This window comes from Halorubrum sp. GN12_10-3_MGM (assembly GCF_005435235.1).
In the GTDB taxonomy this organism is placed as follows: domain Archaea; phylum Halobacteriota; class Halobacteria; order Halobacteriales; family Haloferacaceae; genus Halorubrum; species Halorubrum ezzemoulense.
The window spans coordinates 37,459-63,495 of record NZ_SGUB01000019.1; the positions used below are offsets into that span (position 1 = coordinate 37,459).

The window sequence follows — 26,037 nt, forward strand, 5'->3', positions numbered from 1 at the left end:
TGTGATTAGATATACCCGAGGTCTTCGAGTCGCTGTTGTACCTCTTCATCGTCGCTTCGTTCGACGTTCTCCCCTTGCTCGACCAGGGTCTCGATCGGGGCTCTTTCTGGTTCCTCGTCGGGATCTCTGGATCCGAATACGTCGAACAACACGTTTCCGTCCATCTCCTCAGGGATCGGCTGGTCGTGAATGTAGAGCAGCGTCGGTGCGATGTCGTAGATCCTCGCGTCGAGACCTGACCCCGAATCGATCCCGGGTCCGGACGCGATGAAGATCCCGTCTCGGTTGTGCCCGCCGTTTCGCGCCTTCGATGGCGGTCCCGTGGAGAACAGGTCGTCTCCGGTCGTCGAGCGCGGGTCGATCGCACACTCGAAGTCGTCGATCTCGAACAACAGGTCCGGGGCGAGATCAGTCTTTGGACCCTCATAGAGGTCCTCGGGCTCGTAGATCTCGACCTCTTTTGCTATGGGATCCGTTTCGACAGCCTCCTCGAGTTTCGAGATTACCTCCTGTTTGTCCTCTTCCCGATCCGAGAGCATGTAGATCATACCGCACGTGAGGTTCTGTCGCGGGGCGAACGCGATGCTCGTATCGAAGTCAACGTTTTCTCCGGGGTCCTTCCGTATCGACTTTCCGACCGATTTCGCAAAGTCGTTGAGTTGTGGGACGACGCTGACGACCCCTTCTCCGATCTGTCGGAGATACGGGAAGTACTCGGTTCGGGCCTTCGTTAGCCACGATTCGTCCGACTCTTGAGTGAACTCCTCGCGTCTCAGCCAGTTGTTCGAGTGGAACGTCCGGTTCACGGGTCCGAACCCGTGGTCGGAAACGAGGAACAGTTGGGCGTCTTCCGCCTCCGCTCTCTCGACGATCTTTCCGACTGTCTCGTCGACGCGCTTCCACACTCGGGTGAGTGTCTCTTCGAACTCCGTTCCGGGCTCGTGAAGTACGTGGTCCTCATCGTGGTACCGCCAGAAGTAGTGTTGTGCCCAGTCGGTCGCGCTGATGACGCCGAAGAACGCGTCGGGACCCTTCTCATCAAGGAGATATGTCATCGCCGTCTCGCGTTTGCCAGCGATTTTGAGAAGATCGGCTTCGAGAGCAGCGGGCCGATCGTCGTATTTTGGGTCGGCATACGGAACTTTGATTTGGTATCCATCCGTCACGTCGTTCAGTTCTCTAGCGAGATCGTTCGGGTAGGTTATCGTGTCGTCCTCAGGCGATCCTAACCCGCTAACCATGAAGCCGTCGACCTCGTACGGCGGGTAGAGCATCGGGAAGTTGAACACGCCGACGGACCGGTTCGAGGCCGAGAGCACATCCCAGTAGCTGCTCTGTTCGAACTTCTCTGAGCCGAGCGTTTTGAACTCGAAAGAATCCGGAGATTCACGGTTTAAGAAATAGAACACGCCCGTTTTCCCTGGATTCTGTCCCGTCGCCATCGAGAGCCATGCCGGGGCAGTAATCGGGGGGAACGTGCTTTCTAATGTGCCTGAATAACCAGAAGAGATCAGTTGCTCTATATTCGGGAGTCTCCCTTGGTTAATCAAGGGATCTAATATGTCCCATGTAGCTCCGTCGAGGCCGAGAACGATCGTATCTGTCATGAGTAAGTATCTTGGTCCTTAGTTATTTTTGTGCCTAGCACGTTGGCTCTGTCGAATTGAACTGAACCATCTGTCAGGTACTCACTTCTTGATAGAGTTCGTGATACTTGATTGCCGTTTGTGTTAAAGAATACTTTGATACAGCCCTTTGGCGTAACTTCTCTCGCTTTGTCTGAATCTGTTTACTATCGATCTCAGAACTGGTCTCAATTAGTTGAGTCGCGATCGCGTCCGGGTCATCATGTGGAACAAAAATCCCATGTTCCCCAATAACTTCGTGGAAGACATCTATGTCACTCGCAATTACAGGCAAACCACAACCCATCGCTTCCACAGCCGCTACACAGAATCCTTCATATACTGAAGGTGTGAGAAATATATCTGACTGGTGAAGTAGACTGTATATTTGCTCCCGTTCTGGAAGATAGCCCGTAAATGTTATAATATCTGATATTTTGAGTTGAGAAGCAAGATCTCTTAATTCCTTTTCAAGTGGCCCGCTACTTGAGATGACGAAATGAACGTTATCCACTGCTGACCGTTGTTTCATTTGTCGAGCAGCTCTCAAGATGTTTCTCTGGTTCTTTTGCTCAGTCATCACCCCTACGTTCGTGATTAAGAGTTTGTCTGGGAGATCAACTGGAAGCTCATGATATCTACTTTCGCTAATACGTTCGATATTTATTCCATTGTAAATGACTTTATTTCGATTTGAGAGCCATCGTTCAACTGGCCCCAGTGATGACAGAGTACTCTCCGAGTTGTAAACGTTCACTTGTGGTAGCCAGAAGGTGGCCGCATTCACAAGGCGTTGTGCCAGAGAAAAATATTGAACATCATTGTGTTCTGTATTGACTACGGGAATTTGATGTGACCGCCCAATAATTCTTCCAATTGATCCAGTAAAATTGTGATGTGGATGTATTATATCATACTTCTGATCGTGTATATGATCCCGTAACCGTTGGTATGGAACGGGGTCGAAATTGCCAGTTCCTCCGAAGCATACTATCGGTAGCTCCATCTCCTGGACATCTGGATCAAGGATATCGTCAGAACCCTCCATAAGGACGCCGACTGTAACGTTTGAACAAGTATGCTCGTTAATCGCAGAGGCAATTTCAACTGGAATTGACGTTGATGAGATCGAGTTGACTAGATATAGAACATCAGTCATTTACTTAATGTATTCTAGTAGGTTAATAAAAATTCTCACTCTGCAGTTCGGTCATGACTATCTGCATGTAGGGATCAAATTGAAACACAGTACTTATAATTTAACACTTTCTTGATGGGCCTGTGGAAGTTACCGAGCGATCTCGACGACAACAGATTGAAACAATTTTCCCACTGGTACTATTATTATTCTTATTTTGTTCACTCATATTACAAAATACAACGATATCCAGTGCGTCTGCGTACATAGTTATAGCAACCGTATATACCGTCATATCGTTGTACTTCCTAGTATATGTTACTCAGATAGATGTAACAAATAGAAGTTATATTGCTTTGTTTTTATTATTTTCGTCATTCGTATTGTTCCGGACACTACTTGATCCTGTTCTTGGTGATGTAGTTCGCCTTTTAGCTTTGCTCACTTTTACGACTGCGAACCTGATTATTTTTCCTCAAGTCTTCACTTTCCGCCAATTCTGTTTTGTTGGTAGCCGACTCGGTGCCTTTCTGGTTGTAATTGGGTCCCTTCCGTATTTTGGATATACTGTCAGTATTGGATTTGTGAATATCTCTCTATGGGGCAGTCAATTGTATTGGTATCCGAGTTTACAACCTATGATGAGTGTGTTTGTGAATCCGAACCAGCTCGGTTCTTTTGCCCTCTTTGGTACTATCGCTTCACTATACGAATGGAAGACTGATCGCAGTTCGCTCATAACCGTTATATTGGTCCTGAATCTTTTGGGACTAGCGTTCTCAAATTATAGGACAGGATGGATTGCGTTATTGGCGGCACTAGCTATCTATGTTGTACACACAAAACTAGGTAGAGAGTTTATGACCCTCGCAGTAATCAGTGGCTTTTCCAGTCTACTCATTGCCTTTTTAATGATGTTTAACGTATTCCCTGGTCCGGAATTCCTCACAGAAGTTTCTCTTAATAATCGTCGGGAACTTTGGACAACAAGTATTTTATCACTACAGGAGCGGCCACTCTTCGGATATAATTTCACAGGAGTAGTTGACATCGTGGGTAATCCCCACAATTCATATTTACGGATGTTCTCCGCGTTTGGTCTCTTTGGTGGGTGCCTTTATTCCATACTGTCACTCGGAATTCCCATCAGTGCTACTCGACAGACTACCACCGATTCGCAAGTTATACTTGCGATGTTACTAGTTTCATTTGTATTTGTTCAAATATTTAATTCTCTTTCATTCGTAGGAGTAGCAATGCGCTCTTCGATCATCGCCTTACTAATGGGATACTTCATTACAGCCACCTATCTAAATTAATAACTTAGGATAATATTCCATTTAATTTTTGAATATGACTAAATTAGCCCATCCGTTATGTTAATCCCGATATCCGAGGTCTTTGAGTCTCTCCGTAACTCTGTCTGTGTCAACTTCTTCATTCATCTCGCTGGTCACTCCTGTTTGAATTTCTCGGCGTCCCCCCTGAATAACCTCCAACCAGGGAATACGCGTAACTGGTTCGTCATATAATCCTCTAGGATGACCGTACTCTCGGATAGGTATCGGTGACGCGTGTTCACCGACGTAGTTCCCGTGATCAGAGGTAATAACCGTTTTTCCCGGTATCTCGGTAAGCAGGTCCTCAACGTGTTTCAATACGTACTCGAGATTTGCTGTGTATACGTCCCACAGCTCTGATCGAGTCTGGTCGAGCTCACCTGTGAACTTCTGTGCCCAGACGTTTTGTCCGGTTGCTTCGTCCTCACCGCTTTCGATAGATGCCAAGTGCTCCTTATCGAACGCCGTATCGGACTGAACGAACGGATAGTGTGGTTGCATGTAGTGGACCACTATACGCTTTTGCGGGAACTGCTTGTGTGCCGTTATCGCGGCCTCAGTCATCGTATCGGCGAGTACGGTTCCAGTTTCTTCGTCCCAACCCTCGTCGAGCCAGACGTTGATCACCTCGTAAAAATCGACATCCCAGTTCTCACGGTTGCGTTCGAGCTGAGGATTCGCCGTAAGATATACTGTATCGCGCAGATTGCGACCGTGGACATTCGCGCGGAGCCACTCTGGTGTCGACGATGCTTTAGATTCCTTCGCAGTTAGACTTCCTTCGATATGATTCACCTCTTTGAACATGTCGTACCGACACGCATCGAGAACTACCAGTGTGTCCCAGTCCTCGTCGAATACGTCTATGCCAGTAGTGTTCTCCGTTCGAAGACCACCACGACGATGATAGGCTCGGTTAACTCCTCGAAGGAATAACCGTGGACTTTTGATCGCTCGCTTTAATCGACCAATCGTGTTCATATGCGGTTCTCTATCGAATCACCGAGATAGGTCTTCGGATCCGTTCAGACACTGTATCGAAAACTATTCGCCAACTCGTTGTAACAGTCCGCTAATGCGGATCGCTTTCATTCACCCACGTTTTCCCTCCGCTGAAGGTACTGGTGCAACTCACTCTGCGACTCAGATCGTCGATGGGCTGGCCAATGCCGGTCATGATATTTGCGTCTACTGTCCTGATTCACCAGAGTCGAGGTCGGATCGATCTAACATACAACTGCGACATTTAACCGGAAACAGTAGCCATCCCCATACAAATACACGACTCAACAAAGAAGTCTCTTCTCGCCTTGCCGAACTTCGGGGGTTCGATATCGTCCATAGTTATTTAACACCGCTTATTCCCTCTATTGCTCAGATCGGAGAGAGTTCAAGTGTTAAGACGTTCGTCACTCTGAACGCTTACGGCGGCACGTGCGCCAAGAACGACCTTCTGTACCGGGATCAGAAACAGTGTCAGAGCAAGTCTACACTCAAATGTATGAACTGTATCTCCCGTACCGGATTTGACAGCGAGAGTGGTTACCTGTACGAGACTGCGAGTGAACTGTTAAATCTTCGGCTCATAAACTCTGGTGAGCGTCGATTAGAGCATATCGACGGTTTTCGAGCTCCATCAGCACACGTCCGTGATAACTATGTCCAATTCGGATATGACGCAGACAAAATAGCGGTTATTCCACACCCTGTTGATGAGGACTTTATCATTCCACATGAGAGCAATTTCTCTGAACCGTACAAGCTCCTCTATGTTGGTGGCCTAGAGAAACACAAAGGCGCTGATAAATTAATTCCTATCCTCTCTTCATTAGCTCACACTGATGTAAAATTCACTCTTACTGTCGTTGGAACCGGGTCACTGGAGGAAAAAATCCGAAAGCAGGCACAAGCAGAAAACGTGGCGAACCTTATCAATTTCCGTGGTTTTGTTCCAAATAAGGCGCTCCCCAAAGTCTATGCCTCACACGATTGCTTCGTTTATCCCGGTATTTGGGAAGAACCACTCGCGCGCGTATATCTTGAGTCGCTTGCGGCTGGTACACCAATCGTTACGAGTGAGTATGGAACAATCGGCGAGATCGTCGGAGACGCTGGCCAACTTACGGATGGTTCTGTTGACGGGTTTCGAGATGCGATTCTTGAAATCGCTGACTCAGAAACACTAAACGCTAAGTCTGAAGCTGCGAATGAGCAGGTAACGAATTTTGACCGTTCACAAGTTATTGAAGACATTGAGAAACTTTACACCGATGTTGTAGATTTTAGTTAGTAACACTATCTAACGTACTGTTATATTACTATCTCAATTAATCGTCAGAAAGGATTTGATATATTAGCCTATTGGCGTGTATAAACTATCTATTGATCCAATAATAGTAAGAATTGCTCTATTGAAAGTGGAAGACAGCAACGGGATCACGCCGTAATGAGTTTAGGAAAACGAGGTCGAGAAAGCGGTAATGGGAGTCGCCTTGCTCGACCTCGTTGAGACAGCACTACGTGTAGCTAAACAAGCGTTGGGGAAGCGAGCGGGCAAGCCCGTCTCGGGCGGGCTTGCCCGCGAGGCTCACATCGTCGCACACTGTATTCGGAAGGAAGAAGGCCACAGCTACGCCGAACTCGTAGATCGGCTCAGTCTCATGCCGGACGTGTGCGAGCGTCTCGGGATCAGCTCGGATGCTCCACCCGATCCAACCACGTTCTACCACTCGTTTGATCGATATGCGATGTATGTCTGGCGGGCGTTGCTGCGCGTTTCAGCGCAGCAACACCCGCAATCCGGCCACGTTGCCCTCGACAGCACGTTCTTCGAGCGATCTAACGCTTCCCAGTATTATTGTCAGCGGAAAGGACGGAGAGTAAAGACGGTCAAGGCGACGACATTGACCGATACAGAGTCGCTGGCGGTGTTGGACGTTCACTGCTGTATCAAGCATGAGCACGATACGAAGGCTGGCCCGCGGGTCGTCCGCCGGAACGCGGACGACCTGCGGGCCGTCGCTGCCGATAACGGATTTCAAGATTGGCACACCGAATACGAGATCGCAGCATTAGATGTGAACTACCTCATTCAGTACCGTGGATCGACCCCGAAGGCAGCAGCAAACAACGCGCTGATCCGGGCAAAAGGCTATACACAGCGGTGGATGTCGGAAACATCCTACTCAACGGTCAAGCGAACGCAGGACTCCGCCCTGCGTTCGCAATTCTGGTACCGACAGTTCCGTGAGATCATCCTCTCGTTCGCCCTCAACAATCTCAAGAAGCTCACCAAAACACTATGATCCCGCTCCCGTACCGCATTTTCAATAGAGCACAAGAAAGTGCTCTGATTGTCGTATGCTGGCTGATTGGAAATTAAGTCAATCTAATTGACTCAATTATACGGTGGCGTGTACTTTTCAAACACTCGTGATATACTACCAACTAGACCCCGGTTATTTATAGAATCACAAATACGATGAGTTATTGGTGGGTCTGTACTCCGGAAATAACCGCCTGTAGTTAACAATCGGTGACCTTCTTCACCATTTATCCGAGAAACACTGTCGGGTATATCGTAATATAGTGGTGCACCTGGAGAATCAATATCAAGTAACCTTCCGTGAAAAATAGTAACAGTCTTCACAAGATGTGCTGGGATTCTAACTGAATAATTGTATTCTCTTGGAAGAGTTGTAACTTGAATGTCATTTTCATACAAACATTTTCGAAAAGCCGGTTGGTCTCCGTTATGTTTATTCTCATATAATTTAAGCCAACTTTCAAATAAATTTGACGTTTCTGATTTATCAAACGCAATAACACCGGTACTGTATTCTGGAAAAGATTTTGGAACTCCTAGATTAGAGGTGTGGATGTCCCTGTTCTGGTTGTGAGTTACAGCAATATCGAACTGATTTAGTAATTCAAAGAGTTCGGGAAATGGTTTAGCTACATATGTATCTGTATCCAAAAAAACGCATTTCTCATAGGGAGACATTTGTAGTCCCAATATTTTGTCTTTGAAACTATATGATGGTTCAGCGAGTCGTAAAACGTTGTCAAATCCAGATGGACTGGTTGTTTGACCAGTAACAATTGTTGTTGGTAGGTCTGGCATCTCATTCGATAAACTATCGACCGCAAGCTCGGCCTCTTTTACAAATTGCTCACCAGTGGCAACATACACTACTCCTTTGGACATAATCATCACACTCTCCATAGCGTATATTAATTGTTCCTCAATCAAACGAGCGACATCAAATATCAGTGCCTCATTAATCACCAGCCAACTTGATCTACGTCTCGAATCCTTTCCCAGGCAGTTGTCAGTGACAACTGGACTATGATAACCGATAGAATCGCTGCTGTTAACACGGATATCGACTGCCAACAAGGATATCGCAGACGTTTTCAGGAGCTATTGAGTATTATTCACTAAGGAGGAGCAACCTCCTCACTACATTCAAATTATAACAACAAATTAATATACAATATTCATATGTCTTAATAAGAAAGAACTTAATTAGCTTATTTGCGGCATATTGTGATCAATTCATAATAAACGGAGTCACCTGTTATATGAAGATGATATTAGATCGGATGTGACTTCGTTCGCAAAGCTTTCTAACCTCTTACGTTTGATGGATACTTCTTGCTCAAGTGATTTGAGAATTGAAATATAGTCTGACTGAATGGTATCAAGTAGCGCGTGTAGACGATCAGGGGTTACATCAATCGTTTTGAGGACGTACTCACTCATGTCGATTGAGGCCGCAAAGTCATGATGCTTCGGACGATAGGAAAGTGCAGCAAACGGTGTATGACACGCAGCCGAAAGAATGACCGAGTGAAGTCGTTCCCCGATAACGAAATCAGCTTGTGAGATCTTCGAAAGTATCTCGTTGAACTGAAGATGGTTAGTAACGTATAGATCCGCGTTTTTGGTCTTCTGGGCTGCGGCGAGGTTCACCGGGATATCCGAGTGGTTGAAGGGCATATATGTGACTTTACTTTCGGCATACTTCTCATTGAGACTCGAAATGAGAACATCGATGTAATCCGTATTCTCGCTCCATTTGCCAACGTATGGCTTCATGAGACATACCACGATCTCGTTGGTTTGTTCGCTGTGGTATTCTGGGGGTTCCAGATACAGTGCGGGATCTCCGACCACTGTCGACTCAATATCGTATTGTCTTAGTATCTCCTGTGATTGTGGGCCGCGAACAGAGATACGGTCAAACCCGAACTGAGAGATTGCCTCGAAATCCTCCTCAAAACAATATTCTTCAGTCAAGATGAGTGAGTCGGGAGTGAAACGATCGGTCACATAACTTAGCAGCCTATTACCTTTGATACGTCTACTGATATTGATACCACGCTTCCCAAGTGATTGACGCAAATCAAACGCTCCTTTTGCTTGATTCCAGTAATCGGGATCCCGTACACCAATCCCGACACAGTAATTGTGCGCACGAGGTGTCGCGTCGTATATCTCCCACTCAGACTTGAGTGCTCGGGGAAGAATTGTGCCACCACCAAGTATGAGTGTATTACTGTGATCGTCGTGCCGGCTGGGAATGATCTGGTAATCTGAGAATAGTTTATGATTGGCGAGATAGATGGATTCATCTCCAACATTTCTTGACCATATTGATCCACAGTATGCGAGAGTTTCCATGGAATGCGGTACTGCTTAGTGACATAAGCAGATTGTGTTCTGCGGATACCCAGATTGAAGATAATCTATCATAAATATATTAGAAAAACTACTGAAATAATTCAATCGACAACTTATATATTTTATAGAATCGTCTTATCTAACTAAGCCGCCAGCACAGTCAGAATTTTATACTTGTATTTGGATTGTTCAGATCATGACAGATACTATCGCATATTCTGGATGGATTGGAGAAAATAATATCGGCGATGAGGCAATATATCTGGCAAATACCAAGCTATTTCAGAATTATCAATTTAGTAATATTGACTATTTGAACGAGAGAGATAATGTTCTTATAGGTGGTGGAACTGTCCTTCCAAAAACGAACCCTATTGACTCTCAAAAGCAAGATGCTGAGTTCGTAGCAGCCATTGGTGTGGGAGCGAGTAGCCCGGAGTTCTGGAATCAGCGATTCAGTCAGGTAGATCTTGGATACTATCTGGGAAAACGTGGACACGGATCGGTATTAGATAGTAGATACGTCCAATATTTATTGCGACCAATTAAAGAATTGAGCAATACCGTCACATCATCGAATCACTACTTGTCAGAAAGCGATTTCCGCTGTCTAAGAGAATATCAGCTAGACTATTTAGGTGTTAGGGGACCGGAAACACAGTCCCTTCTTTCAAAATACAATATTGATTCTAAGATAGTGGGCGACACAGCTTTAATTCTCACACCAGATAAATATTATACAAATAAACAGAATCGTATTTGTATTGTGCTTCGAGACGGTAAATATCAGTGGTCTAAAAATGATAATTATATAAGTACTGTTGTTGATCTCTGTAATTCATATTCAGATACATATAAATTTATTTTCATGCCATTCTATCCTCCAGATATATCACTGAATAAAAAAGCAGCGGCACGGGTTGAGAATGCATCGTTTATAGATTTCTGCTCATTTATGAATGTAAGAGGAGCTATCAATGAAATATCTAAATGTGACCTTGTCATCGGAGACAAGTTACATTCAAATGTCTTAGCAGCTTGTACATACACGCCTTTTGTATCTCTCGAATACAGGCCGAAAAATCTAGATTTTGCAAGATCTGTTGGCATGGAAGAGTACAATATTCGGACAGATCAAGTAACATCTGCTAATCTCACTGAAAAGTGGATTCAGCCTTACATGACGATACTCTCATTGAAGATATTAAAGAAAATGTTTCCGAGAAGCGTAGTAAATTAAAAGAATTTGCTACTTGTATCGCAAAGAATTTTTGAATATAATGTGTCACATGATGTTATCTAAGTAATCACTGAGTGCTTCTATATCTATTATAAGGTTCCCGTTCTTGTTTGTGCTTGTCATATATGGATAATAGTCTAAATCCAAACATTCAGTTAGCAGGTAAAACCCCGGGTCAACATGATTATCAGGGATCAGTTCTATAACACAGGGATCGTCAGAAAAAATCAGATTTGTTAGTCCCGCTCCATGTGGTCCAAGAACTATATCCACATTGTCAAATAATTGTACTTGCTCTTCGAATTTTAAATCCTCCAATACATGGGGCTCAAAATCATATCTGTCTAATAAACTCGTGAACTCTCCGTAGTTTTCTATGCGCCTATTTGTTTTCTGCCTCGATACAAATATTCTATTATGGGTTTCTATGTTTGGACGGTCTGAAATGCTTTGAGATACTTCTCTCTGTAGCCATAAATAGTCTCTGAGGGATTGATTCGTCGGTTGTGCGCGGTGGTTTGTAATAATAAGATTATCAACATTATAGTCGGTATTATCCCACGTTACTAGCCTGTCTTTGCTGTACCCGAGCATCTCTAGCGTTTCTAGACGAAATGACTCAGGATTGGATCTTATCAGTATATCTGGCTTGTTACCAGTCTGTCTTTCATATTTATCTAATACACGTAATTTAGGCAAATATTCGGTTATCCAGTGAAAGTATGATTTATAATAATGTACTAGGGGAAATATTTGATTGGAGGGATGAACTGGTCGATCTACTTCTAAACGGTTAAAGATATAGTCTAGTACGGTGTAATTATTTTCAAAATATTCCTTTTTTTGAGTAGTGGTTTTGATAGATGTGAATTTGGTTGCCGTTCCCCCAAACGAATCCAGTACAATCTTATTTTGAACTATCGGTGTTGCCAAAGCCCCTACTATCTGGCACGGTGAAATACAACACATGTATCTTGGTTCAGGTTTGTGATAACCGGCAAATCGCATGAAATCTTCGGGAAAATATTTTGAATTGGGAATATTACAATAATATCCCGGTTCATCTTTCTCATACGTTGTATATTCACAGATATCACGCTTCTCTTTTTCATTACACTTCCCTATCGTTATAGAATACATATTGATATAAGATTCCCAGGCTGCTCTCGTTATTCTTTTTTTGATCGATTTAAGGGGGTTCATTTTTATTCTACTCATAATTCAAAACCTTTGAACACTACCACAATCCTCGTAATGTTTTGATGACTCATGTGCCACTTGACTGGATCTCGTACAGCTCTGAGTATTTCCCACCCTCTTTAACCAGTTCGTCGTGTGTTCCGATTTCTGTAACTTGTCCCTGCTCAACGGTGTAGATACGATCTGCATTTTTTACTGTTGAGAGTCGGTGAGCGATCGTGACAATCGCGTAGTCTCGATCCATCTTTTCAATAGCCTGTTGTACTTGATTTTCGAGATTCGAGTCGAGATCGCTCGTTGCCTCGTCCAAGATTAGCATATTTGCATCCTCTAACAACGCCCGAGCCAACGCAACGCGCTGTTGCTGTCCGCCTGACAGCCGAACCCCGTCGTCTCCCAATAACGAATCGTACCCGTCCGGAAGTTCGTCGATGAATTCATCGACTTTTGCGATCGAACACACGCGATCAAGGTCTTCGTCCGACACCTCTCGATTCCCTAAAGTCAGGTTGTACCGGAGCGTGTCGTTGAAAATAAACGGGTCCTGTCTGACCATCGAAAGCCGATCCCGCCACTCCGCGATATCCATCTCGTCAATCGGGATCCCGTTCGCTCTGATTTCACCTTCATCAACCGGATACAGACGAGCGAGAAGCGAGACGATCGTGGATTTGCCCGCACCCGACTGTCCGACGAACCCAACGAACTCGCCTTTCTCGACGGTGAAGTCGATCCCGCGAAGTACTTTTTCTTTGTTGTCATACGAGAAGTGGACATCGTCGAACTCTACCTCATGGATCTCTTCGGGGACCTTCCGGCTCGAACTGGTTGGTTCGTTGTACGTTGCCAACTCGTCGGTGAACTGGATAGTGCGGACTAGATGTGGCAGGTTGTTTTCGATCTTATAGTACAGAGTGTTCACTTGGCTAGCCTTGGGACCAAGCCGGAACATCGCGAAGAGGAAAACGCCCAGTTCACCGACCGAAAGGTTCGCGAACGTTAATGCGAGGTAGATGAGCACAAACACTGACACCGCGACAACGAGGTTGTAGAAGTTGTTGATCGCAGCCTCGTTGCGCCGGAGAACAATCCGAGACTTGGTGAATTGCTCGATTGCCTCCGTAAAATCCTCGAAGAGTTCTTCGGCGAGTCCGAAGATCCGAACGTCACGAATTCCCTGTGTCCCGGCCTGTGCGGCCTCCTGCCGCATCTCGTTCGCCTCGGCGACCCTCTCTCCCACGTCGTACCCCGATTCAAGCACCTGTCTGAAGAAGATCGAGAACCCGCCAAGAACGACTCCTGTGATAACTGTCAGTACCGGCGCAATCACCAGTGCTACAACGAAATACACCCCCGCCAGAAAGACCTGCTGAGTAAAATTAACCCCTTGGGCGATCACTCGGCCCGCATAATTCGTCTGCGTCACAATCGCGTTCAGAATATCATCAGATCCCTCCTTATCGAAGTACTCCACACGCGCGTTCAGCGCGTTCCGGAACGCTCGCGTCTGGAGATCTCGAATGTAGTAGGTCCGCAGCGCCTCCCGGAACCACGCCACCGAGAAACTGGTCGTGTACCGCGCGACCATCACGCTAGACACGCCGACCACGACGTAGCCCAGCGTGAACGGAATCCCGAGCGTCTGATAGGCGGTCACGAACACCGCGAGCAGTCCGTCCGCCTCCGCGGCGGGATCCTGGAGCTGGACGAGTTCGACGATCGGGAGGATGAAGCTCAGTCCCACGCCCTCCAGCACCGCGGCGACGATCCCGAGCACGACGACCGCCGCCGTGTACTTCGGATTGTACCGCGCGACGTCGCGGAGGGCGTCGAGTTTCTCGCGTCTGGAGACCGGTTCGGGATCTGACGATGACATAGCAGTGAGTTACGCCGATTTCCGTCGGCGACCCGAATAATGTCGTCGGTCTCGTTCCGTGCGCCGTGTCCGCCCCGCGTTCACGACAGTCGTTCGCTACACTCGTCCGGATCTTCTTCAGCTCCTTCCGATCACAACTTCGAGAGAGGGAGAGTACATTTCGTATGCTTTCCCGCTCTCGTCCCACCGGGAGTCACAGTTAGAGGGAGTATATTTCGTGTGCTTTCACTACGCGTGCTCGGCGACCTCCGTCCGCGTCTCTAAGACGATCGCCGGATCGAGATCCAACTCATACTCGTAGTACTGCCCGCCGCTCAGTCCCTTGTTCTGCTCGTGGCGCCGAAGGAACCCCAGCATGTAAAGGTCCGAAAGCTGGTCTTGGATACGCTTCAGCGTCGACAGTGGCGAGGCGGCGTGCGACTCCGCCACCCGCTCATACGTTCGCTGGATTGCCTTCGATCGCGCCGGGACCTCGCCACCCGTCTGGAGGGTCGCGATCGCTTCGAGGATGTACTGCGCGTGTTCGGTCTGGTCTCGGATCACCGTCGCGACCCGACCGCGCTGGACTCGTTCCCGTGCGGTTTCGATGTGCGCGTCCGTGACCGGCCCCTCGCCGTGCTGCTCGGCCAGCTCCGCGCCAACGCGGAGCAGATCGAGCGCCTGCCGCGCGTTCCCCACCTCCTGCGCGGCCAACGCCGCGGCCTTCGCGATCGCCGACGTGTCACACGCCTCGTCGACGACGGCGCGGTCCGCCCGGTGTTCCAGAATCGTTCGCAGTGCCGCGGCGTCGTACAGACTGACGGAGATCTCGGTCTCCATGGGCGTATCCTTCACCTTCGGCGAGAGCGTCCGTCGGAACGTGTAGTCGTTGCTGATCCCGATCACGCCGACCGTCGCGCCCGTGATGTGACCGTTTGCTCGCGCGCGTGGTAGTTCGTACAGCAGCGTGTTCGCGTCCTCCAGATGGTCGATCTCGTCGAACACGCCGAGGTGCGTCCCGCCGATACGATCGAACTGTCGGTACAGTTCGTCGAACGCGTCTCTGGTCCCGAGTCCCCGCCCGGGGAACCGGCTGGCGCGCACGAAAAGCCGCCCGTTGACGAGGCTGCGAACCCTGGTTCCAAACACCGACGGGAGTACCGAAGAAGGCCTCGTGGGCAGCGACTACTCCCCGACGCTGTTGAGCGCGCTGTTCAACTCGAAGGGCTCGCGGACGACATCGCTGTCCGCGACTCGATACCGTCGCGGTGACGTGGTCGGAACGTCCTCGATGAGTTCGACCTCACACAAGAGGTCGGTGTAGTTGCCAACGGTCTGGCGCGTGACGCCGGCGTGCTCTGCGAGTTCGGTTTTGTTGAACTCACGATTCGGCGGGAGATCGAGCAACGCGTCGACGAGAATCGGGATCGAATCGTACTGCGTGAGGTAGAGCCACCCGCTCGGGTGCTCCTTCCGAAGTTCCTTCTTCGCCCCGCGGTCGTCCGCGTGCTCCATACTACTCATACAGGGAGACACTATCTGTGTGTATAAGCGTTCTCACCAGCGTTAACAGCTACTAACAGTCTCTCTGTAAGAAGAGCACCGAAGAACACGATCGGGAGTAACTCCATATACTGAACACTGACCGTGCTCCCGTCGCGTTCATCGCCACCCCCACCCCACCGTGTCAAGTGTTCTTCCCGAGACAGGGTGGGACGCTTTCCGCTGAGACCCCACCGTGTCGAGTGTTCGAGCAGAACCACCCGGGACCGTCCGAACGAACGCCAACCGAACTCACCGGGTCACGTGATCCGTGTCGCCACCCGTCGGGAGCGGGATGGAGTCGAAATCCCGAACCACGTCGCTGACGATACCGAGGTCGACGTCGAACTGGTACTGACAACGTCGGCCCCTCCGGGCGGGCAGTAGGAGGGACACACCGTACACCGAGTGAAACCGAGAGATGAAACCCCGATAAAATCGTCGTCACACACGTCGTGCCGAGTGACACCTGCCGAAACAGTAAAACGCAGTCAACATGACCCGCTCCGGTTAGAACCAGCCCCCAACCAGAATTCAGGCTCGCAGACACACCTTCGACCGAGTGAGCTCCCACGAAACTGAGCAGACCGCAGACGGCCATCGTCTCACCACCAAGGCCCAAATTACTCGGCTTATTTATCGGCGGACAAGGCGAATACCCCGAGGCTTGACCTCGGGGATGAAGCCGACAACTCGTGATACAAACCACTAAATGAACACCTCACTAATCAATAGACAGCGATGGAATACAGTCACCGCTACCACGCTTACCCGACACAAGAGGTAGCGGCTGGACTGGAACACCATCTGGATGTTCATCGCCAGCTCTACAACCACGTCCGCTGGGACTACGAACAAGCCCCGGAAGACAATAAGCCGAGTGAGTACGACCAGAACAACAAACTTCCCGACTGGAAGCGAGAGTGGCCCGTCTTCAGTAAACTACACTCGAAGGCCGCCCAAGCCACCGTCGCTCGCTTCCACCGTAACCTCTCGAATCTTCGCAAGAAGAAAGAGAAGGGATACAACGTTGGTCGGCTCAAACGGCAAGCACCCACCGATTATCGAAGCGTCACCTACAACCAGTCTGGTTTCGACCTCGATGAAAAGAGGGGCCAAGACAGGTTCGCGTACGTCCGCTTCAGCAAAATCGGTTGGGTGAAGATTCGTTACCACCGCCCGGTTCCTGGCCACGCCACGATCAAAGAAGTCACGTTCAAGAAGGAGACGACTGGCGAGTGGTTCGTCTCCTTCGGCCTCGAAACCGACGACGCCGATCTCCCCGAGAAACCCGACGTGGAATCGCTGGACGCAAGCAACAGCGTCGGCATCGACCTCGGAATACTCAACTACATCCACACTAGCGACGGCAAAACCGTGGATTGGCTCGACCTCGAAAACGACTACGAGCGACTCGGACGCGAACAGCGTAAGTTATCTCGGAAGGAGAAGGGGTCGAACAACTACGAGAAACAACGAGTCGAAGTTGCCAAACTCAAGCGTCGGATTCGCCGGAAGGTTCTGGACTACCAGCACAAGATAACGACATGGCTCGTCCGGGAGTACGACGCCGTATTCGTCGAAGACCTGAACGTGAAGGGGATGCTTGAACAGTCGCACAACACTCGAAACAAGCAGGATGCGGCGTGGCGACAGTTCATCACCCTGCTCGAATACAAAGCAGAATTGTACGGCAGTCACGTCGTGCAGGTCGAAGCCCGAGGTACGAGCAAAGAATGCGCGTCGTGCGGTGTGGAGACAGCGAAACCCATCTGGGTCAGGGAACACTCCTGTCCGTCGTGTGGATTTGAGACGGACAGGGACGCGAATGCGGCGATGAACGTCTTGCAGAGAGGCTTTGCTGAATTAGGGCTGGGATGGCCCGAAGACACGCCCGTGGAGACTGTGACCGCTACGGACACGACTCACTTCGAGTCCGTGTCTGTAAGTCATGTCGTGGAAACGGGAAGCCTCGGGGCTTGACCCCGAGGCGATTCACTCACTGTCCAAACCCGGTCTAGAAGGGGCAGAATTCATTTGTTGCGTATCTCACTCGGTACAAGGTCGGTGGCATTTCATGAGCCGAAGTATTTACCGCATCCTTAGTTCATCGGCATCCCCACCTCACCATTTCAAGTGTTCTTCCTGAGACGGAACGGAACCGCTGAGACCCTCACATCCAGTGTTCGTACGACTCCAGCCAGGGTCACCCGAACGAAACCGATCGAACTCACCCGATCCGCGCTGTCACGCCCTTTGGGAGCGCGATAGAGTCAAAATCCCGAACAACATCGCCGACGATATTGAGGTCGACATCGAACTCGTACTGGTAGTAGTGCCCACCTGCCCGTCCCTCGTTTTTCATCTGGCGATCGAGGATGCCGAGCATCGCCAGATCCGCGAGGTGGTCGTGCATTCGCCGACGGACGAGCGGGTCGACGTTGGAGCCCTCCGCAATACGTCGATATAGTGGGTACACGTCGCGGATCCGTGCTGGAGTCTCCTGCTCGAACGCGAGCTGTAGCATGGCCACGAGCGCGAGATGCCCGTGTTTCGTCAGCTCGCGCATCCCGTGTTCGACCTGACTCTGCTCGAGTTTCTCGCGAGCCTGATGGACATGCTCCTCTGTTAGTCGCTTCTCGCTGTTCGTCCGCGCAATCTCACCGGATTTATACAAGATATCCAACGCCTGCCGGGCACTTCCCGTGTCCTGCGCCGCGATAGCGGCACACAGCGCGATCACGGCGTCGTCCACCGCGTCGTCGTACATCGCCCCGGCCACTCGCTCTTCGAGGATGGCGCGCAGTTCCGGGGCGTTGTACGGCGAGAAGTGAATCTCCTCCTCACAGAGGGTGTCTTTCACCTTCGGTGAGAGGTCATCTCGAAAGCCGAAATCGTTGCTGATGCCGATCACGCCCGGCTTCGCCTTCGAGAGGTAGCCATTTGAGCGGGCTCGCGGGATCTCATACAGGATTTCGTCGTCGCCGCCGATATGGTCAATCTCGTCGAGGACGAGGAGGACTGTCCCGCCAATCTGATCGAGTTCCTCGTACAGGATATCGAACACACGCTGCTGGGGATACCCGGTCGTGCTGATCTGATCGTCTGCGGGTCGCAACTGGTTCACGAGGTTGACTGCGACTTGGTAGGACGACGAGAGGTTCGTACAGTTGAGCCAGCAGACTGAGAGCTCGACATCGTCGTATTGCTCCGTATCTCGCTGTAGCTGTTTCAACAGATAGCGGGACACCGCCGTCTTCCCGACGCCCGTTTTTCCGTACAAGAAGATATTCCGGGGTTGTGCGCCGTTAACGATCGGCTGAAGTGCGGCCATGAACGTCGAAATCTCGTCCTCGCGAGCGGTAATCGAATCCGGCTGGTAATCCTCGCGGAGCATGTCCTCGTTGCGGAAGATCTCCGTGTCTCGTGTGAACGTCGCCATCCTCTGTCACGTTTGACTCAGTCCGTACGCATAAAGCCACCGTGTCAAGTGTATCGTGTGTAAGTACAGATAATCTAAGTCTATCGGTTAGCACTTGACGTAGTGGAGTGTCTCTCGGTCAGTCCTCGTCGATAGCAACCGAGAGGAACACTCGACACGGTGGGGTGGGTTTCCTACGACACGACGGCTGGACCGGTTTCACTTGGTACAAGCTGTGGGCACATCCCAGCCTCCTATTTCAGTTCGATGCAAGTGGACCGCCTCGCAGTCGACCGAACCAGTTGTCGTTCGCGACTCCGGACAATCGACACCGGTCAACGCCTCCCGAGACGGTTCCCACGCACGAAACACTCGACACGGTGGGGTGAGAGATCTGACTCCTACTCCGGCAAGGAAAGCACTTGACATGGTGGGGTGTCACGTATCACTTCCTCCCGTCCCATTCACCCGCTGGCTTACCCATATATCGTCGCATCCTCGCGAGAAAGAGACGGAAAGCACACGAAACGTACTCTCTCTCACCAACTACTCTTTTGATCCGGCCGCAAGCTGAATCCCGTGTAGACTACATACCCGACCAAGCCCGATGATCGATCGCGCCCCCGTCGCTTTCATCGCTACCCCCACTGCGTCGAGTGTTCTTCCCGGAACGAGGTGAGACGAGCGGTGTCCGGTCGCCTACATCGAACACTCGACGCAGTGGGGTATGATACTGATCTATCCTCGATTCTACACAAGAACACTTGACACGGTGGGGTGGGGGATCCGACTGCTGCTCCGACGAGGAAAGCACTCGACACAGTGGGGAGTCGAGCGCTTACCCCGCCGACTCGCTCGCTTGCTCTCTCCTCAGGGTTGGCGGCGAAGTGACGAAGAAGCGCGGCGATGACGGCATCGACGATTCGCACATTGTCGAGGCTCAGGACCTCGTCCAGTGCGGCCGATTACGCAACCGGATTCGCGACCAGACCCAGCACGCCCACCTGCTGCTCAAAACGCTCGCGTCCCTCGAACAACGAGGCGCGACGCCGGCCCGGTCGAAGACGATCAAAACCTGGTACGAGCGCGTGACGAACGCACACGCCGTGGACTCGCGTACGACGCTGAAAAGCATCCAGAAGCACCTCTCGGATCTCCACAAGCTCGGCTTCCTCCAACGGACGAACCGAAACCGCGGGGAGAGCGGCGGCCGGTACGACGAGTACGATCTCGATCTCGCCCCCGAAATCGTCCTCGACAGCAGTGACGAGATCGAAACGGAACGCGACCGGTGATACCCCGCCGTAAAGACAGACGAAACGGACTCTCTCGCTTTGCTGGTGAGCGAGTGAGAATTGGGGGAAACCCCAGCACTTGTTCCCAGGTCTGTCTAGACGATCGGCTCGACGACGATGTGCTCCTGTGTCAGTCGGGGACTCTTCGCGTTGCCGTTCTTTTCGTACCGAACGATACCTAGCTCTGCGAGCTTCGCCAGATCTTGACTGACCTGCGATTTGTCTCGATCCAGCTCCCGGGCGAGTCCTCGAACAGACCCGATTTCCTTCTCGCGGAGCGTCTCGATAATCTCACGACGCTTCGGTGTGAGAGCGATCTCTGCGCTTTCCCAGCTGATCACTTGGACACCTTCCATCCCACCTCGGGCGAGCGAGCGGGCCATCTCACCGCGAAGGTGACTGCGATCTTCCCGCCCTTCCATATCAATGGCAGTAGTTTCTGATTCAGTATCGGACATGTGTTAGTCTCCTTATCGTTGTTTTAGAACCACAACGAGTTAAATGTTTCTGAAAGGCTAATTTGCGACGAATAGGGGCGTTTTGATACCACAACGGTCAAAATCAACAGATTTAATTTTATCCGACACGTATACAATAAATGTAGGGGCGTTCTGCGTCTCTGAGACTGATTCACTACATACATGACTCGACAATCAGACTTTGAGTATGTCTACGAGGCGGATCGTGTTGGAGGAGTTGTGTTCCAGATCGGCGCGCGCGCCGATCCGAGCACAAACAATCCAGAGTCTTTTGCGGCCATCCTATCTTGATACAGCGAGAGAATCCCGCCGTTCACGGCGGGCGTGAATCGCGTACACTTCGATGAGAAACCGCACGTTACTGCTGGTCTTGAGTCTCCAACGTTTCGAGTCCTGCTTCTAACACCTCTGCATAGGCTTCCGAGAGGTCCAAATCGTTTGCTTCTGCGTAGTCTTTGACTCGGCCACCGAGCGTGTGTGAAATGTCGATGTTGGGCCGCATACGAAAAGACTTTAAGACTAAAAGTATAATAATCTGTTGTCGTGAAGCGTGCCAACACATTTGTTGTGCGCCCGCTCACCGACGACGATGAGCAGGTGATACGCGACCTGTTGGACGCTTCCGCCGCTCTCTGGAACGAGATCAATTACCAGCGCCTCATGCGCTACAACGACGTAGACGGCTTCGAGGGCGGCGTGTGGGACGCCGATACCGGCGCTCTGGAAGGGAAATACAAAGCCGTTCTCGGTGCGTCCACCGCTCAAACTGTCCGGCGAGCAAACACCGAAGCGTGGCGGTCGTTCTTCGAGAACAAGAAAGCGTATCACGACGAATCGAACACGTCGGTCACGGAACACCCGGAACCGCCGGGTTTCCGTGGCAACGAGGACGACGGACGTGTTCTCAAAGGCGTCGTCCGAAAGGACGCATACACCGTCGAATGGAGCGACCGTTCCCGGCTTGAAATAGTCGTCGGAAAAGAACTCCGAGACAATCACAACAGCCCGAAAAGCCGTCTTCGGCTGGAAATCGTTGGCGACCCGAACTGGCCCGACTACGAAGACCAAGGCCGACTAGAACTGTGGTACGATGAGACTGATTGCACCTTCCGAGCTTCGCAACCCGTGACTGTTTCTGACGAGACACGGGACACTCCACTGGCCAATGAGAAGGCCGCTCTGGATATTGGCGCAAACAATCTCGTCGCCTGCACCACCACAACCGGCCAGCAGTACCTCTACGAAGGCCGTGAGTTGTTCCAGCGATTCCGCGAGACGACGCGAGAAATCGCCCGGTTGCAGTCGAAACTTAAAGAAGGCCGATACAGTAGCAGACGTATCCGGCGGCTGTACCGGAAACGGACTCGTCGCCGCGACCACGCTCAAGAGGCACTGTGTCGTGGCCTGCTGGAACGGCTGTACGCCGAAGGTGTCGATACCGTGTATACCGGTGGCCTGACCGACGTGTTGGATACACACTGGTCGGCCGAGACGAACGCCAAGACCCACAACTTCTGGGCGTTCAAACAATTCACCGAGCGACTGGCGTGTACTGCCGAGGAATACGGCATTGCGGTGGAAGTCCGGTCAGAGGCATGGACCAGTCAGGAGTGCCCGCAGTGTGGCGGCACAGGCCGAACGACAAGGCATCAGGACACGCTCACCTGTCCGTGTGGGTTCGAAGGGCACGCTGACCTCACAGCGTCAGAAACGTTCCTGAGACGGCAGACAGAACAGACAGTCAGGCCGATGGCACGGCCCGTGCGGTTCGAGTGGGACAGCCACGAATGGCTGGAGTCACCACGCTCTCCTGCGACGGAAAGTCCCAAAGAACAGCGCACAGACCCGAGTACCGTCCACCGTGACGGGAATGTTGCCTCCGGGGACTCTCAAACAGTCTGAGGCTCCCACGCCGGAGAGGAAACCCCGTCGTTCACGACGGGGAGGATGTCATTTTTCGAATTGGCTGATGGGTCCCGAATCGAGGTGGCAAAGGTGGATAACGCTGAACACGATGAGGGAGAAATCCACCTAGATCGGTTCTACCGGGAGACTGGTGCAGATATCAAGGATTTCCAAGTACCCATCTCAAATCTTTGGGAGGCTGAGGATCACCTCAATGAACACGCTCGAACGTACGGCCAAACCTACCTCAAAAACCACGGGAAGGGACTACGAGACGAAGGATAAGCCGGTGAGGAAGATTAGTAGAGTCGGATCTTGTATTGAAAAGATGGTGGACCCCGACCACGTCGTGACTGCTGAAGATGTTGCCGACGCGACTGGCCAGTCCATCGAAACGGTGGCCTGGGGCTGGCACGAGCTGGCCGAAGAGCAGGTCGATACCGAAGAGTCCGAGTTGGAGTCCACGGACCGTCGCCGGATGTTTTCCGACGAGTAACTCATTTTCGTTAGCACGTCACGAAGCCCGTTATAGACGGACGCGTCGATGGTTCCCGGCAACCCCATCGTTTAGACCGGAACCCCGTCGCGGTCGGTCGCCCAATCATACTCTTTCAGCGCTGCCTTCACGACCGGCAACCGGTCAGCAAGATGATCCCATTCGCTGGCGATCTCACGCCGTCTCTCGGCTTCGTCAGGGGTATCCACGTCGGCGACACTCGCAAGGAGTTCGCTTGGCGACTCGACGTCGTACTCGGCTTCCCACTCTGCGATCCGCGCCCGCATCGACTCTAGGACGTCGGCGAGTTCCTCCCGGTCGTGCTCGCGTTGGAGAGTTGCGACTTCGCGATAGGTCGCCATCAGTTGATCGACGCAGTAGAGTGTCTGGCCCCCGCGTTCGATCTTCTGTAAGACGGTATCCTCGACGAGTTGATCGAGGTACTTCTGGGCCGTCTTCGTCGTGGTTTCTGTCTCTTCGGCGACCCACGATGCGGTTCGGGGCGTTCGGAGCGTTCGCGCGGCCGCACGAATTCGCTCACCTCGCGTCATCGAGGGAGCGTTTGGATCGGCAGCGTCCGTTTCGTTCGACATAGGGCCTCTATGCTCTGGGAAAATATATATCCAAGAGATTGTAGATATTTATCGCCCGTTTCTATCTTTCTTCGAGGAGAGAATCCCGCCGTTCACGGCGGGCGTGAATCCGACAACGCCTCCACAACCTACGTTCAGCAACAATACGGATATTTAACTAATAGTGTATCGTAGCATGACGTACACCGAGGCGGTCACACCGCCCACTCAAATGCACAATATCGGGACTCCGAGGCCCAGAACGTTCGAGACACACTCTCGAACCGCTGTGGTGTCTCGGTCAAGATAACTCCGAGTCCCCTGCCGGGATAGGAGTAACGGCGGGGTGGCCCCGCCATCGGCCTGTCATGCCGACAGGCCGTGAACCAGCAAATATCCCAACCCAGCGGTGTAGTGCCGTGGGAAGCCTCGCCGTTTACGGCGAGGAGGAGGTCACTCCCCGTCGAAGCCACTCCCACCCATACGCTCAACATCAGTGACCGGTTCGCGACCAACCGGCCGCCACCGACAGCCGGTCCACTCGTCGTCAATTCGCCACCAGCCGGGTCCATCGTCGCGTTCGACGAACCGGATCCGACGACGTGACGACCTCGCGGGAACGAACGTGATGCTGATCGATTCTGTATCAGGAGCAGACTCCGGACCACCATCCGTCTCAGTCGCAGTGCTTGGCTCGTCGTCACGAGGTGACGAGTTCGGAATTTCTCCCTGATCGCTCGCAGCGTCCGACGTAGCCTCCACAGGCTCGTCGCCGTCGGCAGCCGGTGAGGGCTCGTGCTGGCGATACTTCTCGCTTTCTGGCGTGCCGTCGTCGTCGCCGAACAGCCGTTCTGCCTCCTCACTGGTCAAACGCGGCCCCTCGTAGTACTCCTTATAGTGCGCATTCCAGGCGTTACGGTGTTCGATCGGGAGTTGCCGGTGCCACTGCCGGTAGGGCGGCTCGTCGACCTTGTGGATATGGACGTGACAGCTCTGACACAGCGGGATTACGTTCGTGACGCGATCGTCGGTGTCATCTCCGTTGAGATGATGGAGCGAAAGCTTGTCTTGCCGCCGCTCGCCGCGGGTGGTGTTGAGCCACCCATCAGGTGATCGGCCACAGACAAGACACGCGCCGCCCCAAGCGTTGCGGACAGCCTGTCGGAACTCGTCGTCGCTCATTGTTTCTGTGCCTCCTTGGGGTTCGACGGTGACTGAGAACCTGCTCGTCGGTGGCCGACTGTCGGCCACTGCTCGGGTTCTCGCGGCCGAAGCGCTGCGTGACTCGATACAACTGGAACTCGTACACGTGTGACGGGACCCCACGTCGATAGTGCCGTCGTCGACGCAGGCGGAGCCACACGTATCGCTCTCGATGGTCGCTTCATTTCAGTACGAGAGAGCGCTGGGCATCACTCTCACCCACCTCCCTCGCACCCAATTCGAGGGATACAAACGGAGCCAGTAGCGGACCGCACCCTATTCGGCTCGGCGAAATCGCTCTTGTGTAGAGCTGCGGAAAGACGATTTAACATGTTGAACACCCACCGTAGTCCGGCGATTTGAACCCGAGATAGCGTACTCAATTCGGAGCTGGCACAACCAAACGACCTCTTTCCGCGTTTCTACATAAGAGCGAGCGAAATTAACCAACAGTGCTGGTCATTTTGTTGGTTAATATGCTGGCTGCGAGGACGGTGGTCGCATCGAAGCGAACTGCGTCATTGCCATCGCACGCGATCTAACACCTGTCAAGGAAGTAGAAGAGGTCGCCACGTTGAGCGCCGTCCGTTTGTTCGCATCGACGAAGGGGTGATTAGCGACGAGGAGCCGGACGAGATGATACGGCTTCTTGTGGATAGTTTCCGGTGCGGAGCCGAAGCTGCCCGCTTCGGTGTCGTCCACTGCGAATTCGATGTCACCACGGTTTCGAACACTGGCGGGCGATCATGGTACTCTGCGACGATATACTCGTGGATGAGTTCCGTCAAGATCGAACCCACACCCCTCGTTTCGTCTGTTCTTCTCTGGGTGAACACCTTTGGATCATTTTACCAGAATTGAGGCGAGAATGCCCCTTCCTCAAGGAGCGACTATCGGGAGCGAGTAGGGAGGGGATGAATCGCCGCACGCAGTACAAACCATTAAATAAACATATCCCAAACTGAGGGACAGCGATGGAATACAGTCACCGCTACCACGCCTATCCGACACAAAAGGTGGCGGAGACTGTCGAACAGCAC

At 51.5% G+C, this 26,037-nt stretch carries 22 protein-coding genes and 1 pseudogene; 8 read left to right on the top strand and 15 right to left on the bottom strand.

Going from position 1 to position 26,037, the window contains the following annotated elements; genetic code table 11:
* Positions 1 to 5: 5 nt before the first annotated feature.
* Complete coding sequence (locus EXE47_RS13490; protein ID WP_137708415.1) at positions 6 to 1,607, bottom strand: alkaline phosphatase family protein; 1,602 nt, start codon at positions 1,605 to 1,607, stop codon at positions 6 to 8.
* A 73-nt stretch (positions 1,608 to 1,680) separates the two neighbouring features.
* Complete coding sequence (locus EXE47_RS13495; RefSeq protein WP_137708416.1) at positions 1,681 to 2,784, bottom strand: glycosyltransferase family 4 protein; 1,104 nt, start codon at positions 2,782 to 2,784, stop codon at positions 1,681 to 1,683.
* Positions 2,785 to 2,906: 122 nt separating this feature from the next.
* On the opposite strand from EXE47_RS13495, the gene EXE47_RS13500 reads away from it, so the two are divergent.
* Positions 2,907 to 4,082, top strand: coding sequence for an O-antigen ligase (locus tag EXE47_RS13500; RefSeq protein ID WP_137708417.1), 1,176 nt, complete (start codon positions 2,907 to 2,909; stop codon positions 4,080 to 4,082).
* 60 nt (positions 4,083 to 4,142) lie between these two features.
* On the opposite strand, the gene EXE47_RS13505 is transcribed toward EXE47_RS13500, so the two are convergent.
* On the bottom strand, positions 4,143 to 5,084 hold the full coding sequence (locus tag EXE47_RS13505) for a hypothetical protein (RefSeq protein ID WP_137708418.1): 942 nt from the start codon (positions 5,082 to 5,084) through the stop codon (positions 4,143 to 4,145).
* A gap of 94 nt (positions 5,085 to 5,178) precedes the next feature.
* Between EXE47_RS13505 and EXE47_RS13510 the strand changes: the two genes are divergently transcribed.
* Positions 5,179 to 6,393 carry a glycosyltransferase family 4 protein gene (locus EXE47_RS13510; RefSeq protein WP_137708419.1) on the top strand — a complete coding sequence of 405 codons (1,215 nt, stop codon included), beginning with the start codon at positions 5,179 to 5,181 and terminating at the stop codon, positions 6,391 to 6,393.
* 190 nt (positions 6,394 to 6,583) lie between these two features.
* On the top strand, positions 6,584 to 7,408 hold the full coding sequence (locus EXE47_RS13515; RefSeq protein WP_137708420.1) for a transposase: 825 nt from the start codon (positions 6,584 to 6,586) through the stop codon (positions 7,406 to 7,408).
* A gap of 92 nt (positions 7,409 to 7,500) precedes the next feature.
* Here EXE47_RS13515 and EXE47_RS13520 read toward each other — a convergent pair whose 3' ends face one another.
* Together EXE47_RS13520 and EXE47_RS13525 are read right to left on the bottom strand one after the other, a co-directional pair.
* Positions 7,501 to 8,499, bottom strand: a complete 999-nt coding sequence (locus tag EXE47_RS13520) for a hypothetical protein (protein ID WP_137708421.1) — start codon at positions 8,497 to 8,499, stop codon at positions 7,501 to 7,503.
* A gap of 177 nt (positions 8,500 to 8,676) precedes the next feature.
* A complete protein-coding gene (locus tag EXE47_RS13525; RefSeq protein ID WP_137708422.1) occupies positions 8,677 to 9,789 on the bottom strand; it encodes a polysaccharide pyruvyl transferase family protein in 1,113 nt (370 codons plus the stop codon).
* 196 nt (positions 9,790 to 9,985) lie between these two features.
* Here EXE47_RS13525 and EXE47_RS13530 point away from each other — a divergent pair, with 196 nt between their 5' ends.
* Positions 9,986 to 11,029, top strand: coding sequence for a polysaccharide pyruvyl transferase family protein (locus tag EXE47_RS13530; RefSeq protein ID WP_137708423.1), 1,044 nt, complete (start codon positions 9,986 to 9,988; stop codon positions 11,027 to 11,029).
* 45 nt (positions 11,030 to 11,074) lie between these two features.
* Here EXE47_RS13530 and EXE47_RS13535 read toward each other — a convergent pair whose 3' ends face one another.
* From EXE47_RS13535 to EXE47_RS18860, 5 genes and pseudogenes are all read right to left on the bottom strand, one after another.
* Complete coding sequence (locus tag EXE47_RS13535) at positions 11,075 to 12,247, bottom strand: DUF563 domain-containing protein (RefSeq protein ID WP_137708424.1); 1,173 nt, start codon at positions 12,245 to 12,247, stop codon at positions 11,075 to 11,077.
* Positions 12,248 to 12,296: 49 nt separating this feature from the next.
* On the bottom strand, positions 12,297 to 14,105 hold the full coding sequence (locus EXE47_RS13540) for an ABC transporter ATP-binding protein (protein WP_137708425.1): 1,809 nt from the start codon (positions 14,103 to 14,105) through the stop codon (positions 12,297 to 12,299).
* A 228-nt stretch (positions 14,106 to 14,333) separates the two neighbouring features.
* Positions 14,334 to 15,218 (bottom strand): annotated as a pseudogene (locus tag EXE47_RS13545) (cell division control protein Cdc6); the annotation flags it as partial.
* Between the two features lie 51 nt (positions 15,219 to 15,269).
* Positions 15,270 to 15,608 (bottom strand): hypothetical protein, encoded by a 339-nt coding sequence (locus EXE47_RS13550; RefSeq protein WP_199237902.1) that lies wholly within the window; start codon positions 15,606 to 15,608, stop codon positions 15,270 to 15,272.
* A 270-nt stretch (positions 15,609 to 15,878) separates the two neighbouring features.
* Positions 15,879 to 16,022 (bottom strand): hypothetical protein, encoded by a 144-nt coding sequence (locus tag EXE47_RS18860; protein WP_206750874.1) that lies wholly within the window; start codon positions 16,020 to 16,022, stop codon positions 15,879 to 15,881.
* Between the two features lie 345 nt (positions 16,023 to 16,367).
* Between EXE47_RS18860 and EXE47_RS13555 the strand changes: the two genes are divergently transcribed.
* Positions 16,368 to 17,609, top strand: coding sequence for an RNA-guided endonuclease TnpB family protein (locus EXE47_RS13555; protein WP_137708426.1), 1,242 nt, complete (start codon positions 16,368 to 16,370; stop codon positions 17,607 to 17,609).
* A 247-nt stretch (positions 17,610 to 17,856) separates the two neighbouring features.
* Here the strand turns inward: EXE47_RS13555 and EXE47_RS13560 are convergent, their stop codons facing one another.
* Positions 17,857 to 19,068, bottom strand: a complete 1,212-nt coding sequence (locus tag EXE47_RS13560; protein ID WP_137708427.1) for an orc1/cdc6 family replication initiation protein — start codon at positions 19,066 to 19,068, stop codon at positions 17,857 to 17,859.
* 866 nt (positions 19,069 to 19,934) lie between these two features.
* On the opposite strand from EXE47_RS13560, the gene EXE47_RS13565 reads away from it, so the two are divergent.
* Entirely contained in the window at positions 19,935 to 20,342 is a 408-nt protein-coding gene (locus EXE47_RS13565) for an orc1/cdc6 family replication initiation protein (RefSeq protein WP_137708428.1), read from the top strand.
* A gap of 95 nt (positions 20,343 to 20,437) precedes the next feature.
* Here EXE47_RS13565 and EXE47_RS13570 read toward each other — a convergent pair whose 3' ends face one another.
* Positions 20,438 to 20,800, bottom strand: a complete 363-nt coding sequence (locus EXE47_RS13570) for an ArsR family transcriptional regulator (protein WP_223174209.1) — start codon at positions 20,798 to 20,800, stop codon at positions 20,438 to 20,440.
* A 564-nt stretch (positions 20,801 to 21,364) separates the two neighbouring features.
* On the opposite strand from EXE47_RS13570, the gene EXE47_RS13575 reads away from it, so the two are divergent.
* Positions 21,365 to 22,723 (top strand): RNA-guided endonuclease TnpB family protein, encoded by a 1,359-nt coding sequence (locus EXE47_RS13575; RefSeq protein WP_137708429.1) that lies wholly within the window; start codon positions 21,365 to 21,367, stop codon positions 22,721 to 22,723.
* Between the two features lie 217 nt (positions 22,724 to 22,940).
* The gene (locus tag EXE47_RS13580; protein ID WP_137708430.1) at positions 22,941 to 23,222 is read left to right on the top strand and encodes a hypothetical protein; all 282 of its coding nucleotides are present in this window, start codon (positions 22,941 to 22,943) and stop codon (positions 23,220 to 23,222) included.
* 71 nt (positions 23,223 to 23,293) lie between these two features.
* On the opposite strand, the gene EXE47_RS13585 is transcribed toward EXE47_RS13580, so the two are convergent.
* The 3 genes from EXE47_RS13585 to EXE47_RS19375 all read right to left on the bottom strand — a co-directional run bounded on the left by EXE47_RS13585 (position 23,294) and on the right by EXE47_RS19375 (position 25,699).
* Entirely contained in the window at positions 23,294 to 23,773 is a 480-nt protein-coding gene (locus tag EXE47_RS13585; RefSeq protein ID WP_004595577.1) for a hypothetical protein, read from the bottom strand.
* A 474-nt stretch (positions 23,774 to 24,247) separates the two neighbouring features.
* Entirely contained in the window at positions 24,248 to 24,976 is a 729-nt protein-coding gene (locus EXE47_RS18765; RefSeq protein ID WP_199237903.1) for a hypothetical protein, read from the bottom strand.
* Between the two features lie 492 nt (positions 24,977 to 25,468).
* Complete coding sequence (locus tag EXE47_RS19375) at positions 25,469 to 25,699, bottom strand: Fic family protein (RefSeq protein WP_241897940.1); 231 nt, start codon at positions 25,697 to 25,699, stop codon at positions 25,469 to 25,471.
* Positions 25,700 to 26,037: the final 338 nt, after the last annotated feature.